The sequence below is a fragment of the Dokdonella sp. genome (assembly GCF_044227025.1).
GTDB lineage: Bacteria > Pseudomonadota > Gammaproteobacteria > Xanthomonadales > Rhodanobacteraceae > Dokdonella_A.
This window is the reverse complement of sequence record NZ_JBGAFX010000001.1, coordinates 168624-182948: the sequence shown is the minus strand read 5'-3', so window position 1 is coordinate 182948 and position 14325 is coordinate 168624. Positions and strand designations below refer to the sequence as shown.

The window sequence follows — 14325 nt, the reverse complement described above, 5'->3', positions numbered from 1 at the left end:
CGCACGCCATCGTCGTGCCGGCGGCACGCACTTCGTGCGTACCGCCTTGCTACCGGGGAGACGTCGCGATTGGCCCCTACGCAATCTGCAGCATCCCCGCACCGCCCTACTTGCCGGGCGTCGTGATCGCCGCCGGCAGGCGCAGCGTCGCGGCGATCGGCAGATGGTCCGACACCGGATGCGCCAGCGCCCAGCGCTTCTCCACTTCGATGCCCTTCGACACGAGGATGTGGTCGATCGCGCGGGTCGGGCGCCAGCTCGGGAACGTCGCGGGTGCGTGGTCGGGTCGCACCAGCGAGGTGCGCGCATAAAGCCGGTCGAATTCCTGACCCTGCGCGGGCGTGTTGAGATCGCCCATCAGGATCGCGTTCGGATGCTCGCCGAGCAATTCGGCAAGGAAGGCGAGCTGGCGCGCGCGTGCGGTCGGTCCGAGTGACAGGTGCGCGATCACCACCACCAGCGACGACTTGCCTTCACCGAAGCGCACCCACAGCGCGCCTCGGCCGGGGATGCGGCCGGGCAGCGGGTAGTCGAGCACTTCGTCGGGTTGCAGGCGCGCGAGCAGGCCGTTGCTGGAGGTCGCCAGGCGCGACACGCGCCGGTTCGGCTGGTGCGTCCAGTACGGGAACTGCGCCGCTTCGGCGAGGTATTGGGTCTGGTTGAGAAAGCCCGAGCGCAGCGAGCCGGCATCGGCTTCCTGCAGTCCGACCAGATCGAAGTCGCCGATCACGCGTGCGAGGCCGTCGAGGTTCGCGCGCTTGCCATGCGGCAGCACGTGTTTCCAGCTGTGCGTGACGTAGTCGCGGTAGCGCTTGATGCTGCCGCCCGCGAGGATGTTGCAGCTGAGCAGGTTCAACCGCCGCGGATCGGAGTCAGCGGGCGCGGCGGGTGCGGGATGGGTCATTGCGCGAGGCTAGCCGGCACGCGCCAGCGCGGCAAGCAAGCGAGCGGGCGTGAACAAGGGCGCGGGTCCTGTTCGCCTCTTCGCGTCGCGGATAGTCGCGCGCGAGCGTGTTTGCGTACGTCCCATCACCCCGGCCCTCTCCCCGGCGGGGAGAGGGAGAGAGCTCGCGCAGCGATGCGGCGGATCACTTCTTCCCGGCGGCCTTGGCCGGCTTTGCGCTCGCTCCGTGTTCCTTGTTCACGAGGAAGTTGACGAGTTCGATCATCTGCGGATAACCGCCTGCCGACTGGCCGGTGACGCGGTACTTGCCGGCGACGACGATGCTCGGCGTGCCGTCGATGCCGTCGGCCTTGACGATCGCGATCGCGTGCGACAGCTTGCTTTCGACCTCGAACGAGCTGGCCGTCGACAGGAACTTCGCGCGGTCGATGCCGTGCTCGGCATAGAACGAGGCGAGATCCTCGATCGAGCGCAGCGGCATGTGGTCGCGATGCAGTGCGTCGAACAGCGCCTGATGCGTCTTGTCGAGCGCACCGAGCGACTCGGCCGCATAGAACGCGCGCGCATACGGTTCCCACTGCGCGTTGAAGATCGCCGGCATGTAGCCGAAGCGCGCGTACGCCGGCAGCGACTGCTTGAGTTGTTCCGCATACGGCTGGAAGTGCGCGCAGTGCGGGCAGGCGTACGAGAAGATCTCCAGCACCTCGACCTTGTCGCCCGAACTGGTCGGCTGCGGCGGATCGACGAGGAAATAGTTCTTGCCGGCTTCCCACGCGGCGGGCGAAGCAGGCGTGGCCGGCGCGACGACTTCGTCCGCGCACGCGAATGAAGCCAGCATGAGGCCGGCGAGCAGCAAACCAAGTCGCTTGAACATCAGGTATTCCTCTTCTTGATTCTTGCGATAAGGACGATCGCACATGTGACCGGGTACGAATGCCGCAAAGTCGGTTAAACCCGGTTCCACCATGCTGGACAGGAACGGTTCCGAATTCGAGGCGGCTGCTACTTGCCTGCCGTTTCCTTGTCGATGAGGAACTTGACCAACGGAACCACCTGGTCGAGGCCGCCAGCCGAACTCGCCGTGAGGCGGTACCTGCCGTTGACGATGAGGGTCGGCGTCGAATCGACGCCGTAGGCCTTCATCAGGGCATCGGCCCGCTTCATCTTGGTATTGATCGCGAACGAATTCGCGGTTGCGCTGAAGTCCTCCGGCTTGACGCCGAACTTCGCGAATGTCTTTGCAACATCGTCGATCGTCGGCATCGGCTTGACCGGGCGGTGCGTCACCGCGTCGCTGATGCGCAAGGTGCCATCGTCCTTCCACACCGCGTCGAAGGTTGCGTCGTGGCTCTTGTCGATCACGCCGAGCGCCTGCGCGGTGTAGAACGTGCGCTGGAATACCGGCCAGTCCTCGTCCGGGCGGAACGCCGCCGGAAGGTAGACGAGTTCCGCGTTCGCCGGCAGCGCCGCCTTCAGCTTGTGCATCGTCGCCTGGAACGAATTGCAGGCGGGGCAGGCGTACGAGAACACCTCGACCACCTCGACCTTGTCGCCAGTGCTGGTCGGCTGCGCCGGCTCGACCGGAAAGTAGTGCTTGCCGGCTTCGAACGCTTCGGCGGCGTGCGCTCCGGCGCTGATGGCGAGGCCGAACAACAGCGCGGAAACGGTCTTGAGGGGGCCGTTCAACATCGAGGATCTCCTGCAAAGGGCGGTGGCGGCGCGGCGGCCGCCGGTCGACGCGGCGCGAGTGTCGGGTGCGACCGCTGAATGCGGACGCAATCGGCGCGCGGCTTGGATCACTTCGCGGCGGCGGAGGTTCCCGCAGCCGTGTGCAGGCCTTCGACGTACGAGGCGAGCGCGGTGATGTCGGCGTCGGAAAGCTTCTGCGCGATCGCGGGCATCACCTTCGCGTTGGCGTCGTCGCCCCAGGTCGTGCCGGCCTTCCATTCCTTGAGCTTGAGCGCGACGTAGTCGGTCCACTGCCCGGCCAGCTGCGGGAAGCCGGCGCCGGCCATGCCGCGGCCGTCCGGTCCGTGGCAGGCCATGCAGGCGGGCACGCCGAGCTGGCTGTCGCCGCCGCGATACAGCGCCTGGCCGCGCTCGATCAACTTGTCGTCGGCGACGCCCGGCAGCGACGCCTTGCCGGCGAAGAACGCGCCGATGTCGTGCATGTCCTGGTCGCTCTGGGTCGCGGCAAAGCCCATCATGATCGGGTTCTGGCGCTTCTGGCTCTTGAACAGGCCGATCTGGCGCGCGATGTACGCCTCGTTCTGCCCGGCCAGCTTCGGGTACTGCTTGTCGGTCGGGTTGCCGTCGATGCCGTGGCAGGCGCCGCATACGGCCGCCTTCGCCTCGCCCGCCTTGGCGTCGCCGAACAGCGGGCCGGCGTGCGCCTCGGCCTGCGGCGCTTCGGTCGCAGCGGCGGCCGGCGCCGGCGCGGCAGGCGCCTCGCTCGGCGGGGTCTGCGCCAGTACCGGGCCTGCGGCCAGCGCCGTCAGGGCGAACAGGGACTGAACAAAGACGCGCCGAAAGCTCATACACTCACTCCGCAAAATCCGTGGGATGGCCGCGACGCGTCGCCGAAATCGGCGCACGGGCGGAAAACCGCAGAATTATCCCCGCGACCCCGAAGGCGGTCAAACCGTCGCTGCGGGACGGCCTGCCGCTCCGCCTTCGCACCGGCATTGCCCGTGCTGCAACCGACCGAGACCTGCCGTGTCTTCCAAGCCTTCCAATCCGTTCCGAAAAGCGCAATTCCTGACCAGCGCGAACAAGCTCGGCCAGCTGCCGCCGGACACCGGCAACGAGGTCGCATTCGCCGGGCGCTCCAACGCGGGCAAGTCGAGTGCGCTCAACGCGATCTGCGACCAGCAGGGCCTCGCGCGCACGTCGAAAACGCCCGGTCGCACCCAGTTGCTCAACGTGTTCCCGGTCGACGACCCGGCGCGCCGCCTGATCGACCTGCCCGGGTACGGCTACGCCAAGGTGCCCGAGGCGATGCGTCTGCACTGGCGCGGCGTGATCGACACCTACCTGCGCACGCGCGAGTCGCTCAAGGGCCTCGTGCTGGTCATGGACGCGCGCCATCCGCTCAAGGACTTCGACTGCCACATGCTTGAATTCGGCGCGGCGAGCGGGCGTGCCTGCCATTGCCTGCTGACCAAGGCTGACAAGCTCTCGCGCAGCGAAGGCCTGCGCACGCTGGCAGCGGTGAACAAGGAGATCGCGACGATTGCGCCGGGCGCGAGCGCGCAGCTGTTCTCGTCGCTGGCGAAGACCGGTCTTGACGAGGCGCGCGCGCTGGTTGCGCGCTGGCTCGAAATACCGTGAGGAGCGCGGCTGCGTAGGAAAGCACCCTGTGCGCGACCCGCCGCAAGAGGCCGCACCCGATGGGCTTTAGTTCGACCGCCGCATCCCCATGTTGGCGGACCGCCCCACCCGCGAGGTTCCCGATGTCCGGTCCCAGCAGCGTCAAGGAAGAACCGATCCGCGGGCGCGACCAGCTGGTCGAATATGTCGCGAGCGGCGAGAAGCCGATCGCGGACTGGCGCATTGGCACCGAGCACGAGAAGTTCGGCTTCCGCCTCGACGACCTGCGTCCGCCGACCTGGGAAGGCGAACGCGGCATCGGCGTGCTGCTCGAAGGCATGACGCGTTTCGGCTGGCAGCGTGTCGAGGAGCACGGAAAGCTCATCGCGCTGCTGCGCGACACGGCCTCGGTCACGCTCGAGCCCGCCGGGCAGCTCGAACTCTCCGGCGCGCCGCTGGAGACGATCCACGACACCTGCTGCGAAGTCGCCTGCCACCTGCAGGAGGTGAAGACCGTCGCCGACGAGATCGGCGTCGGCTTCCTCGGCATGGGTTTCCAGCCGAAATGGCGCCGCGACGAGATGCCGTGGATGCCTAAGGGCCGCTACAAGATCATGCGCGAGTACATGCCCAAGGTCGGCTCGCTCGGACTCGACATGATGACGCGCACCTGCACCGTGCAGGTCAACCTCGATTATTCGAGCGAGGCCGACATGGTGAAGAAGTTCCGCGTCGCGCTCGCGCTGCAGCCGGTCGCGACCGCGCTGTTTGCCGACTCGCCGTTCACCGAAGGCAAGCCGAACGGCTACCAGAGCTATCGTTCGCACATCTGGACCGATACCGATCCCGATCGCACCGGCATGCTCGACTTCGTGTTCGAGGACGGCTTCGGCTACGAACGGTACGTCGACTACCTGCTCGACGTGCCGATGTACTTCAGTTACCGCGGCGGCGAATACGTCGACCTCGCCGGCAAGTCGTTCCGCAAGTTCCTCGTCGGCGACCTCGCCGAACTGCCGGGCGTGAAGGCGAACCTGCGCGACTGGGCCGACCACACCACCACCGCGTTCCCGGAAGTGCGGCTGAAGAAATACCTCGAGATGCGCGGCGCCGACGGTGGGCCGTGGAATCGGCTGTGCGCGCTGCCCGCGTTCTGGGTCGGCCTGCTGTACGACCAGAGTGCACTCGATGCGGCATGGGACCTGGTCAAGGACTTCACGCGCGAAGAGCGCCACGCCCTGCGCGACGGCGTGCCGAAGCACGCGCTCAAGCTGCCGTTCCGCGGCGGCACGCTGCACGACATCGCCGTCGAGGCGCTGAAGATTTCCGCGCACGGCCTGGGGCGGCGCGCGCGCAGGAACCGCCACGGCGCCGACGAGTCGATGTACCTCGACATCCTGGCGCAGATCGTCGACGCGAACCAGACGCCGGCCGAACGCAAGCTCGAACTGTTCCATGGCGAGTGGAACGGCGACATCGACCGCGTGTTCCGCGAATTCGCCTACTGACTGACGCGTGCTTCGGCGCGCTCGACGGCATCACGCCGTCGAGGCTGGATGTGCGGCAGGTTGCACGGCGTCAAGTGCGCCGTGTGACCTTTCGTCAGCGCGCGCGCTTGCCCTTGCGGCAACGGCCGGTCACGGGATCGTTCCAGTTGGCCGCAACGATCTTCGAGCCGAATGCCATCGCGTCATAGCGCTGGCTGGCTTCCCCCGGATCCTCGTCCGGGCAGGGTTGCGTGCGCTGTGCCGCCGCTTTCGCCGGCAGCGCGTCCAGATTCTCGCCGGGCACATGGATCTGGTTCGCGATCGACCAGTCCTTTTGCAGCAGGCGACGGTTCTCGACCGGCATCGGCCCGAAGGTCATGCCGGGCCGATACTTCCAGTCGATCGCGACGATCGCCTGGGCCTCGATCGGCTTGCCGAGCTTTTCGGCGGCCTTGAACGTCCACGCACGCACGCCTTCGGCGGCGGCCGCGTCGAGCGACGCGACGCCACTGGATGATTCGACGCGAGTGTCGGTGACGCGACCTTCGGCATCGACCGTGACGAGCACGTTGACGCTGCCTTGCAGGCCCGCCAGGTAGGCGTCGCGAGGATAGGCGGGAAGCACGCGTTCGACGACGCGTGGTGGACGGAACTTCGGACCGGTCCACGTCCCCGCATCGCGGTCGCGCGAGCCGCCGACGCCGGCTGTGCCTGCTCCCGCCGCAGCTCCGGCGACGGATGCGCTGTTCGACGCGCCGACCGCCTCGCGACCTTCGGTGACCACGACCGGTTCGCTGCGGGTTGCGCGGGCGGGCGCGGCTTTCGCCGGCGCGCTGCCGCGCCGCGCCGTCGCGGAAGCAGCGGTGCCCGGATCCGCGACAGCATCATTCGGTGCGGTCGGCACGTGCACCGCCTCGCCGTCGAGATGGATCAGGATCATTTCGGCGCCGCGCCGCAGCGGTTCGGCGACCGGCGTCGCAAGCAGGGCGAGCACGAGCGCGACGTGGGCAGAAACCGTGATGATGACCGCGCGCCAGTCGGTTCGAGTGGCGTGATGGCGGCGTGCGGACGGGGCAAGGTGGTTGCGTATCGTGACCATACTCGACGCTCCTTCTGCGATGGATTACACCGCGCTGACGTCGCGCAGCGTCCAGTGCTTGCCGATCAGCAGCGTCATGCGGTGTTTGATGATCGCGTGCGGCAGCGAACTCTTCACTTCGACGCTGACGTGCACGTCGGACTGATGCGCTTCGACGGTCGCGGCGGGATCGTTCGCGCCAAGGCCCGGGTCGACCGCATCGGGATCGGGCTGCATCGCTTTCCAGCGTTGCCACAGCGACGGCTCGCGCAGCGCCTGCTGCAACAAGGCGGCGAAACTCTCCGAGGAGCCGCCCTGGAACGAAAGCTCGTGCGATTCGCCGCGCGCCTTCGGCAGGTCATCGATGCTGAACATGTAGCGTTGCACGGTGTTCATCTCGTCGATCCTTTGCATGGGTCTCTGGATCGAGTCTAGCAGCGTGCCGCGTGCGCGGCGCGAAGGCGACGCAGGCGAATGCGATCAGGCTGGCGAGGCAAGGCCAGTCGAGGTAGCGCAACTCGGCCGATGGGGCGAGCACGCACAGCGGCAACGCATACGCCCATGCGCTCGCGAGCAGCAGCAACGGCAGCTGGCCGCAGGCGCGTTCGCGGCGTCGTCGCCACGCGCCCGGCAGCACGAGCAGTCCGGCCAGCAGGCATGGCCACGCGGCGAGTGCCGGCGTCGACGCGCCGGCGTTCGCGGCGCGCATGAGTGCCGCGTGCAGCCTGCCCTCGTTGCGTGCAACCGGCGGATTGTCGCGGTAGGCATATTCGGCGTCGACCACGATCAGCGTGATCGGCCAGTCCGGCGCATGCGTGCCGAACAGCGCGCGCGAAACGCGCCAGCGATGGGCCAGCCACGCGGCGGGATGGTCGACGACCGCGGCAATCCATGCCGTTCGCAACTGGGCGAGTTCATCCGGCGTCAACGGCGGATCGAACGGCGCGCGCATGCCGTGGCGCGTACCGGTCAGCATCGGCAGGTTGCTCCACGGACGAAACGCGAGCGCGAGTTCCGGCAGGTCGAGCCCGGAACCGATCATGAACGCCGGCAACTGCATTCGCCCGGTTTCGATCGAGATCGCGGCAAGGTCGAACTGTGCCAGCGAAGGCCACACCGGGACCTGGCGATCGACCTGGCGCGCGAGCCAACGCCCCGTGCCGAACAGGCACAACGATACGGCGACCACGAGCACCACGACGGCGCGTGGTGACGCCGCGCGAGCGCCGTGCAGCAGCAACCACGACCACCACGCCAGCAGTGGCAGCACGGCGGGCAACGCGTTGTGGCGCAGCAGCGAGGCGTACGCGAGCAGCACAAGCGCCGGCACCAGCCAGCCGCGCACGCGCGATGTGTGCGCCTGTGCCAGCAGGCCGGTCGCGGCGACGAGTGAGGCAGCGAGCGCCACATCGGTCCACACATGCGCACGCAACAGCATCGACACCGGCACGAAGGCGGGCAGGCACATCGTCGCGAACTGCGCGGGGCGACCGCGTGGAAGCGTTCCGGCGAGCAGGGCGAGACCGCTCCAGAACAGCGCGAGATGCACGGCGTGGATCGGACCGGGCCCGCTCGCGATCCATTCGCACGCGCGCCATGCGTGGATCATCGCGGGCGCGACGATGTCGGTGCTCTCGCCGCCACGCGCCTGCCACCACGCATAGGCCGAGTCGAACGACATCAGTCCCGGCCACCATGCGGTGACGTCGAAGGCGAGTCCGCAGGCGGCAACCAGCCACGGCGCAGCGCGTTGGTTTGCCGCTGCGACGAGCGTCAAGCGTGTCACTCAGAACGCTCGCAGGTCGAGCGCATGCGCGAACTCCGCACTCGTGCCACTCGGTGCGTGCTCGAGCACGCCGAGCAGCGGCGCTGCGATGCGCGCGTGCAGGGCATCGATGTTGGCGGATGCGAACGGCATTTGTGCATCGATGCGGTTGGCGATCCAGCCGGCCAGCCGGCAGCCGTCCGCAGCGATCGCGCGCGCGCTCAGCAGCGCGTGATTGAGGCACCCCAGGCGCACGCCGACCACGAGAATCACGGGCAAGTCGAGTGTGCGCACGAGATCGGCCTGCATCAGCGCGTCCGACAACGGCACCGCCCAGCCGCCGACGCCTTCGACCACGACGCGATCGGCCGTCATCGCGAGGCGGGCATAGGCGTTGCTGACCGGCGCAAGGGTGATCTCTGCGCCGTTCATTGCCGCAGCGAGATGCGGCGCGATCGGGGCGGCGAATGCATGGGGATTGCAGTCGGCATAGGCGGGCACCGGATCGCTCGCCGCGATGAGGGCCTCGGCGTCTTCGTTGCGCAGGCCCGCGGATGTTTCACGGCAACCACTCGCGACCGGCTTCATCCCCGCCGCCCTCAGGCCGCGTGCGCGCAAGGCCGCGAGCAGCACGCAACTCGACCAGGTCTTGCCGATGCCGGTGTCGGTGCCGGTGACGAACAGGCCTTTCATGCAAGGTTCGGCCGTGAAACCGCCGCGAGCGCCGCGCGTTCGCGGCGCGCAATCAGCAGGGTGGCCGGATAGATCAGTGCGTAGACCATGCCCGGCGCCCAGTAGATCAGCATCGAATGCTGCCCTGCCGGAAGCAGGACGGCCAGCACCAGCGAAAGCAGCGCGACACCCGCCAGCGACAGGTAGCGCTCGGCCATGCTGCGCGTGCGCACGCGTTCGCCCGCCGTCAGTTGCAGCGTGTCCGCGCGCGCCAGCGCGTGACGGTAAAGCAGGGTGAAGATGACGACGACGGCACCGTAGCCCGAAGCGAAGGCGAGGTAGAGCGACCGCAGGTCGGCGAGCGTGTGGATTTCGATCGACTGCTCGGCCAGCGCACCACCGCTGAGCACGGCCAAGGTCATGTTGGCAACCATGCGCAGCGGGTACACGTAGATCAGCACCACGAAGACCAGCGCGAGGCTGAGACGCGCGCTCGGGCCATCCTCGAGCCCGTAACAGCGCGACCAGTGGCGATGCGACAGCCAGAAGCGCGCGAGAAGCAGGAAGCTGGCCAGGAACGCCGGCACGCCGCGCATCGCCTGGATCAGGTCCGGCACCGTGGACGGCACGTGGCCGACGGAGACGATAAGCAGGGTCACGGCGAACGCGAATGCTGCGTCGACGAAGGCGTCCATGCGCGTCGGCTGCGCGCCGCGCATGCGAAAACCATGCTCCTGCGAAAAGTCGGCTTCGTTCATTGCGGCTCCGGGGTCGGCGCAGTATGCCAGCGGCACCGACGCTCGGGCACGCGCTACAATCGCGATTCGATACCGGCAGGGCATGCCCACCATGTTCGTCGCGGCACCGATTGACGCCTCCCTCAAACCGGCGCTGTACGCCGAGCTCGCCCAGCAGGCGCGCGGCCTGCTGCATGGCGAACGCGACCGCATCGCGAACGCCGCGAACTTCGCGGCCTTGGCCTGGCATGCGTTGCCGGACATCAACTGGTGCGGCTTCTATTTCTTCGACGGGCGCGAACTCGTCGTCGGTCCGTTCCAGGGCAAGCCCGCGTGCGTGCGCATCGCGCTCGGCAAGGGCGTGTGCGGTACCGCAGCGGCGACGCGCGAGACCCAGCTGGTGCGCGACGTCAACGCGTTCGATGGCCACATCGCCTGCGACAGCGCATCCCAGTCGGAGATTGTGGTGCCGCTGGTCGATGCGTCCGGTGCGCTCATCGGCGTGTGGGACGTCGACAGTCCTTCACTGGCGCGCTTCGACGACGAGGACCGCGCCGGCATGGAAGCCTTGTGCACGGTGTTCGTTGCATCGTTGCTGCCAAACCATGGGGTGCCAACGACATGAGTCGCGACGTGAAGATCCGCAACGTCGGTCCGAAGTCGGCTGCGTGGCTACGCCAGGTCGGCGTACGCACGACCGAGGACCTCGCACGCATCGGGCCGGTGGAGACCTTCCTCAAGGTCAAGCGCGCCGGCTTCCGGCCAAGCCTCAACCTGCTTTATTCGATGGCTGGTGCGCTTGCCGATTGCCATTGGGCGGACCTGCCGGAAGAACAGAAGCAGGAACTGCTTGGTGCACTCGAATCGGCGGAATCAGCGAATCCGATCAAGACCCGCTGGGAAAAGCAGAAGGCCGCGAGCGAGCCCGGCCAGGCGAGCCGCAACGACCAGGGTGGCGAAGAAGCCGCGCCGATGAGCCTGTTCGACGATCCCGATGGCGAGTCCGGCTCCTCCGGCGGCGACACGGATCGCGAATTGAGCCGCTTCGAGTAGGACGATCCGCGTACCGCAACCGCTTCGCGTCCAGGAGTGTCAGCGTACGGCCGCGTAGTCGCGTGCGCTCGCGTCCCAGTCCGGTGTTGCGCGGATCGTCGGCAGCACTTCTTCCACGCGCGCGACGCTCGTCCACAGGCCGCGGTGTTGCGGGTTCATGAACCGCTGCTCGATGGTCTGTTCGAGGAAGCGTTCGAGCGGCGCGTAGAAGCCGTTGATGTCGAGCAGCACGATCGGCTTCGCGTACAGCGCGAGGCGCTTCAGCGTCATCGCCTCGAACAGCTCCTCCAGCGTGCCGCAGCCGCCGGGCAGTGCGACCACCGCGTCGGACCCGGTCAGCAGGCGATGCTTGCGCTCGCGCATGTCCTCGACCACTTCGAGGTTGGCGACGCCGGGATGCTGCCATTCGACTTCGATCATGAAACGCGGGATGACGCCGATGACTTCGCCGCCGGCGTCGAGCGCCGCGCTGGCGAGCGTGCCCATCAGGCCCGAGCCGCCACCGCCGTAGACGAGCGTGCAGCCCGCTTGCGCCAGTGTGCGACCGAGCAGGGCGGCGGCCTCGTGATAGCGCCGGTCGACGTGCTCGCTCGACGCGCAATAGACACAGATTCGCATGCATGCATTGTGCATCAGCCGCCATGCTGCATGCATCCGTGCGCGCGGCGTGTTCCGGTGCAACACTCAGGCGACCATTCCGGGAGGAGCGTGCCATGGCGATTCAGGACTTTGCGCTCACGCGCGAGTTTGTCAACGAGGCGGCGAACCTGCGCGGCTATTCGATCCGACTGGCGGAATTGGCGATCGAACTGGCGAAGCAGGCCGGCGAGACCGTGAGCCGGCCGTTGTCGAAGGCGCAGATCGAGCGTGCCGTCGAAGTGAACGGCGCGGAGACACGCCTGGTGATGGATGCGTTGATCGGCTATCTGGAGCGGCTGTACCGCGAAGGCCGACTGCCGGATGATGCCGGCGTTCCGCGCTGGTGAAGTCCTGCCGCTTGCGAACCGCGCGTCGACGAGACGCGCGGCGGCGCTGCGGCGGCGATCAATCGAAACCGTCGGCGAAGATCACGTCGTTGCATTCGAATGCCTGCTGCGCATCGACGATGACGTCGAACTCGGCGTTCACCGGCATCGCCGCGCCGTCCTGGTTGAACACCGACCAGCGCGAGCCGGTGTACCAGACGCCGACCTGGTGACCGTTGAAGACGCCCTGGCCCGCGCTCTGGGTCACATGCGGGCGCGCGCATGCGTGGTCATTCAGCAGCGGGTGGTCGAGCAGGGTGTAGTTGCCGGCGATGTTGCCGGCGGTCGCGAGGTGCCGGTACGCATTCGCGCTCGGCGCCTGCCAGTACACGTTGTAACCGCCGCCCTCGCCCATCACGGTCGAGTCCAGGTGCGAGACGAACCACGAGCCGGGGCCGCCGAACGCGAAGTAGAACACGCCGAACGGATGAACGTCGTCGTAGACGGTACCGCCGGGATCGACCGAGTTGCGCGTCACCAGCAGGATGCGGTCCGGCGCGTCGTCGAGGCCGCTCGCGGCAAGACGCGTGGTGAAGCCGCTGACGTTCGCCGCCGTCGCGACATGCGCGAAATTGCCGTCGCCGCCGGCCGGCGCGAACAGGTTGAAGCGCACGTCGTCGCCGAACGGGACGAGATCTTCGTCGCGCAGCGACCACCGCGACGTGATGCTGTTCCAGTACGCGCTGACCGCATGGTTCCAGTACAGCCCGGTGCTGCCGTCGGGATTCCAGTTCGCCGTCAGCTGCGGCCGGTGTGAGGCCTGCGCATTGACGCTGGCATCGTCGAGGGTGCTGTAGACGCTCGCCGGCGGATTGGCGCTGCGGTGCAGGAACGTCGTGTCGCCGTATTCGAGCGCGCCGATGTCGGCGGCATTGGCGGCACCCTTGAAGCGGCGCAGGCCGGCGCCGTCGAGGCGTGCGAGGCCGGCGCTCGCGAGGACGCTGGACAGGCCTGCACTGTCGGCGACATCGATGGCGGGTGAGCCGGGATTGAGCCACGGATTGCCGGGTGCGCCGCGCAGCAGGGGATCCGCCGTGACCGCGCCGGCTCCGGGCGTGATGCCGCTGGTGCTGCCGCCGAAGAGCAGATTGTGGTCGTTGTCGACGCCGCCGCTGCCGCTGTTGCTGTAGGCGAGGTTGAGGATGTTGCCGGCGAGCAGGTTGTTGGCGATGCGCCCGCTCAGCGTGGTGCCGCTCGCCGCGTAGACGTTGACGCCGCTGTAAGCGCCGGTCACCGTGTTGTTGAACGCCTGCAGGGCGAGGCCGCCGGCATTCGCCTCGGCCTTGATGCCGTAGGCGTCGGCCGGCTGGCGCAGCGGCGTGACGACATTGTTGACCACGTATGCGGTCAGCGTGCCAGCGCCGCCGCTGAAGCTGCCCTGGCGCAGGTCGATGCTGCCGTAGGAACTGCCGCCACGGACCCAGTTGCCGTCGACGCGCGTGGTGTGCGTACGATTGTTGCTGACCACCAGCACGCCGGCCGCCCACGCGCCGGCGGCAGCGATGCGGTTCTCGTGGATGCGACCTTCGCTGCTGCCGGTCTGGGTGTCGAGGACCTGCAGTGCAGCGTGGATCGCGCCGTCGTAGGTGTCCCATGCAAAGGCGAGGTCGTTCTCGCCAATGTCGTAGCTGAGCGGCGACGTCGTGTTGTTGTACAGCGAGATCTGCGCGGGGCCGGTCGCCATCGGCGCGAGTACGCGCACGCGCCGCACGCGGACGTTCGCGTTGCCGGCGCTGTGGGTTACGTAGACGAAGCCGCGCTGCAGGGTGAAGCCCTCGATCGCATAGTCGCCGTCAATCGTCGCGGTTGCCGTGATGACCTGGTCGACGGCGATTCGCGGCGCGTAGCCGCTCGCCGCGCGCAGGGTCAGCGGCACGCCGAACGAGAGCGACTCGTTGATGACCGCATTGCTCGCGACTTCGACGATGTCGCCGTCGACGGCGCCGTTGATGCAGGCCTGCAAGGTTCCACTGGCACACGGGCCGGTGGTTGGCCAGGTGCGCACGCTTGCGCTCGCAAGGCAGGGTGCGGCGAGCAGGACTAAGCCGCAGAACAGGCGCTGGCGCAACATGATGGATTCTCCTTCCGTACGAAACCCATTCTGGCGCTCGTGCCGTGGTTCGATCGCGGCGCACTGCGCAGGCAAAGCGCGGCGTGGTTCACGAAAAAGGCGCGCGCCGCCGCGGCGTTCGCGCCCGCCTCAATCGAAGCCGCTGGCGAAGATCAGCGCGCCGCCGGTGGTGGCGGAGCCGGATTCGCCCGTACGTCGAACTCCCTGCCGGGCACCATGCCGCC

16 protein-coding genes are annotated in these 14325 nt (G+C 67.9%); 5 read left to right on the top strand and 11 right to left on the bottom strand.

The genetic code is table 11. The features are described from left to right. Window positions 1–106: 106 nt before the first annotated feature. The 4 genes from ACILRJ_RS00800 to ACILRJ_RS00785 all read right to left on the bottom strand — a co-directional run bounded on the left by ACILRJ_RS00800 (window position 107) and on the right by ACILRJ_RS00785 (window position 3441). Window positions 107–904 carry an endonuclease/exonuclease/phosphatase family protein gene (locus ACILRJ_RS00800; RefSeq protein WP_395679382.1) on the bottom strand — a complete coding sequence of 266 codons (798 nt, stop codon included), beginning with the start codon at window positions 902–904 and terminating at the stop codon, window positions 107–109. 184 nt (window positions 905–1088) lie between these two features. After that, window positions 1089–1778, bottom strand: coding sequence for a thiol:disulfide interchange protein DsbA/DsbL (locus ACILRJ_RS00795; protein ID WP_395679380.1), 690 nt, complete (start codon window positions 1776–1778; stop codon window positions 1089–1091). 128 nt (window positions 1779–1906) lie between these two features. Then, the gene (locus ACILRJ_RS00790; protein WP_395679378.1) at window positions 1907–2593 is read right to left on the bottom strand and encodes a thiol:disulfide interchange protein DsbA/DsbL; all 687 of its coding nucleotides are present in this window, start codon (window positions 2591–2593) and stop codon (window positions 1907–1909) included. 107 nt (window positions 2594–2700) lie between these two features. After that, complete coding sequence (locus ACILRJ_RS00785) at window positions 2701–3441, bottom strand: c-type cytochrome (protein ID WP_395679376.1); 741 nt, start codon at window positions 3439–3441, stop codon at window positions 2701–2703. 178 nt (window positions 3442–3619) lie between these two features. Here ACILRJ_RS00785 and yihA point away from each other — a divergent pair, with 178 nt between their 5' ends. Both yihA and ACILRJ_RS00775 read left to right on the top strand, forming a co-directional pair. Next, window positions 3620–4234: a ribosome biogenesis GTP-binding protein YihA/YsxC gene (gene yihA, locus ACILRJ_RS00780; RefSeq protein ID WP_395679374.1), complete on the top strand. Its 615-nt coding sequence runs from the start codon at window positions 3620–3622 to the stop codon at window positions 4232–4234. Window positions 4235–4356: 122 nt separating this feature from the next. Beyond that, window positions 4357–5721, top strand: a complete 1365-nt coding sequence (locus ACILRJ_RS00775) for a glutamate--cysteine ligase (protein WP_395679372.1) — start codon at window positions 4357–4359, stop codon at window positions 5719–5721. A 94-nt stretch (window positions 5722–5815) separates the two neighbouring features. Here ACILRJ_RS00775 and ACILRJ_RS00770 read toward each other — a convergent pair whose 3' ends face one another. From ACILRJ_RS00770 to ACILRJ_RS00750, 5 genes are read right to left on the bottom strand one after another with little or no spacing between them, the layout of a single operon-like run. Beyond that, window positions 5816–6799, bottom strand: coding sequence for an energy transducer TonB (locus ACILRJ_RS00770; RefSeq protein ID WP_395679370.1), 984 nt, complete (start codon window positions 6797–6799; stop codon window positions 5816–5818). A 24-nt stretch (window positions 6800–6823) separates the two neighbouring features. Then, window positions 6824–7174 carry a hypothetical protein gene (locus ACILRJ_RS00765; RefSeq protein ID WP_395679368.1) on the bottom strand — a complete coding sequence of 117 codons (351 nt, stop codon included), beginning with the start codon at window positions 7172–7174 and terminating at the stop codon, window positions 6824–6826. Next, window positions 7137–8564, bottom strand: coding sequence for a hypothetical protein (locus ACILRJ_RS00760; RefSeq protein WP_395679366.1), 1428 nt, complete (start codon window positions 8562–8564; stop codon window positions 7137–7139). The genes ACILRJ_RS00765 and ACILRJ_RS00760 overlap by 38 nt, the downstream gene beginning before the upstream one ends. Beyond that, a complete protein-coding gene (gene bioD / locus ACILRJ_RS00755; protein ID WP_395679364.1) occupies window positions 8565–9236 on the bottom strand; it encodes a dethiobiotin synthase in 672 nt (223 codons plus the stop codon). Further along, window positions 9233–9973, bottom strand: a complete 741-nt coding sequence (locus ACILRJ_RS00750; RefSeq protein WP_395679362.1) for a TMEM175 family protein — start codon at window positions 9971–9973, stop codon at window positions 9233–9235. Before ACILRJ_RS00750 ends, bioD begins: the two co-directional genes overlap by 4 nt. A gap of 91 nt (window positions 9974–10064) precedes the next feature. Here ACILRJ_RS00750 and ACILRJ_RS00745 point away from each other — a divergent pair, with 91 nt between their 5' ends. Beyond that, the gene (locus ACILRJ_RS00745; protein ID WP_395680743.1) at window positions 10065–10577 is read left to right on the top strand and encodes a GAF domain-containing protein; all 513 of its coding nucleotides are present in this window, start codon (window positions 10065–10067) and stop codon (window positions 10575–10577) included. Beyond that, complete coding sequence (locus ACILRJ_RS00740; RefSeq protein ID WP_395679360.1) at window positions 10574–11005, top strand: TfoX/Sxy family protein; 432 nt, start codon at window positions 10574–10576, stop codon at window positions 11003–11005. Before ACILRJ_RS00745 ends, ACILRJ_RS00740 begins: the two co-directional genes overlap by 4 nt. A gap of 39 nt (window positions 11006–11044) precedes the next feature. On the opposite strand, the gene ACILRJ_RS00735 is transcribed toward ACILRJ_RS00740, so the two are convergent. After that, window positions 11045–11623, bottom strand: a complete 579-nt coding sequence (locus tag ACILRJ_RS00735) for a TIGR00730 family Rossman fold protein (RefSeq protein WP_395679358.1) — start codon at window positions 11621–11623, stop codon at window positions 11045–11047. A 95-nt stretch (window positions 11624–11718) separates the two neighbouring features. Between ACILRJ_RS00735 and ACILRJ_RS00730 the strand changes: the two genes are divergently transcribed. Continuing rightward, window positions 11719–11991, top strand: a complete 273-nt coding sequence (locus ACILRJ_RS00730) for a hypothetical protein (protein ID WP_395679356.1) — start codon at window positions 11719–11721, stop codon at window positions 11989–11991. 58 nt (window positions 11992–12049) lie between these two features. Here ACILRJ_RS00730 and ACILRJ_RS00725 read toward each other — a convergent pair whose 3' ends face one another. Then, window positions 12050–14101, bottom strand: a complete 2052-nt coding sequence (locus ACILRJ_RS00725; RefSeq protein WP_395679354.1) for a hypothetical protein — start codon at window positions 14099–14101, stop codon at window positions 12050–12052. Between the last annotated feature and the right edge of the window lie 224 nt (window positions 14102–14325).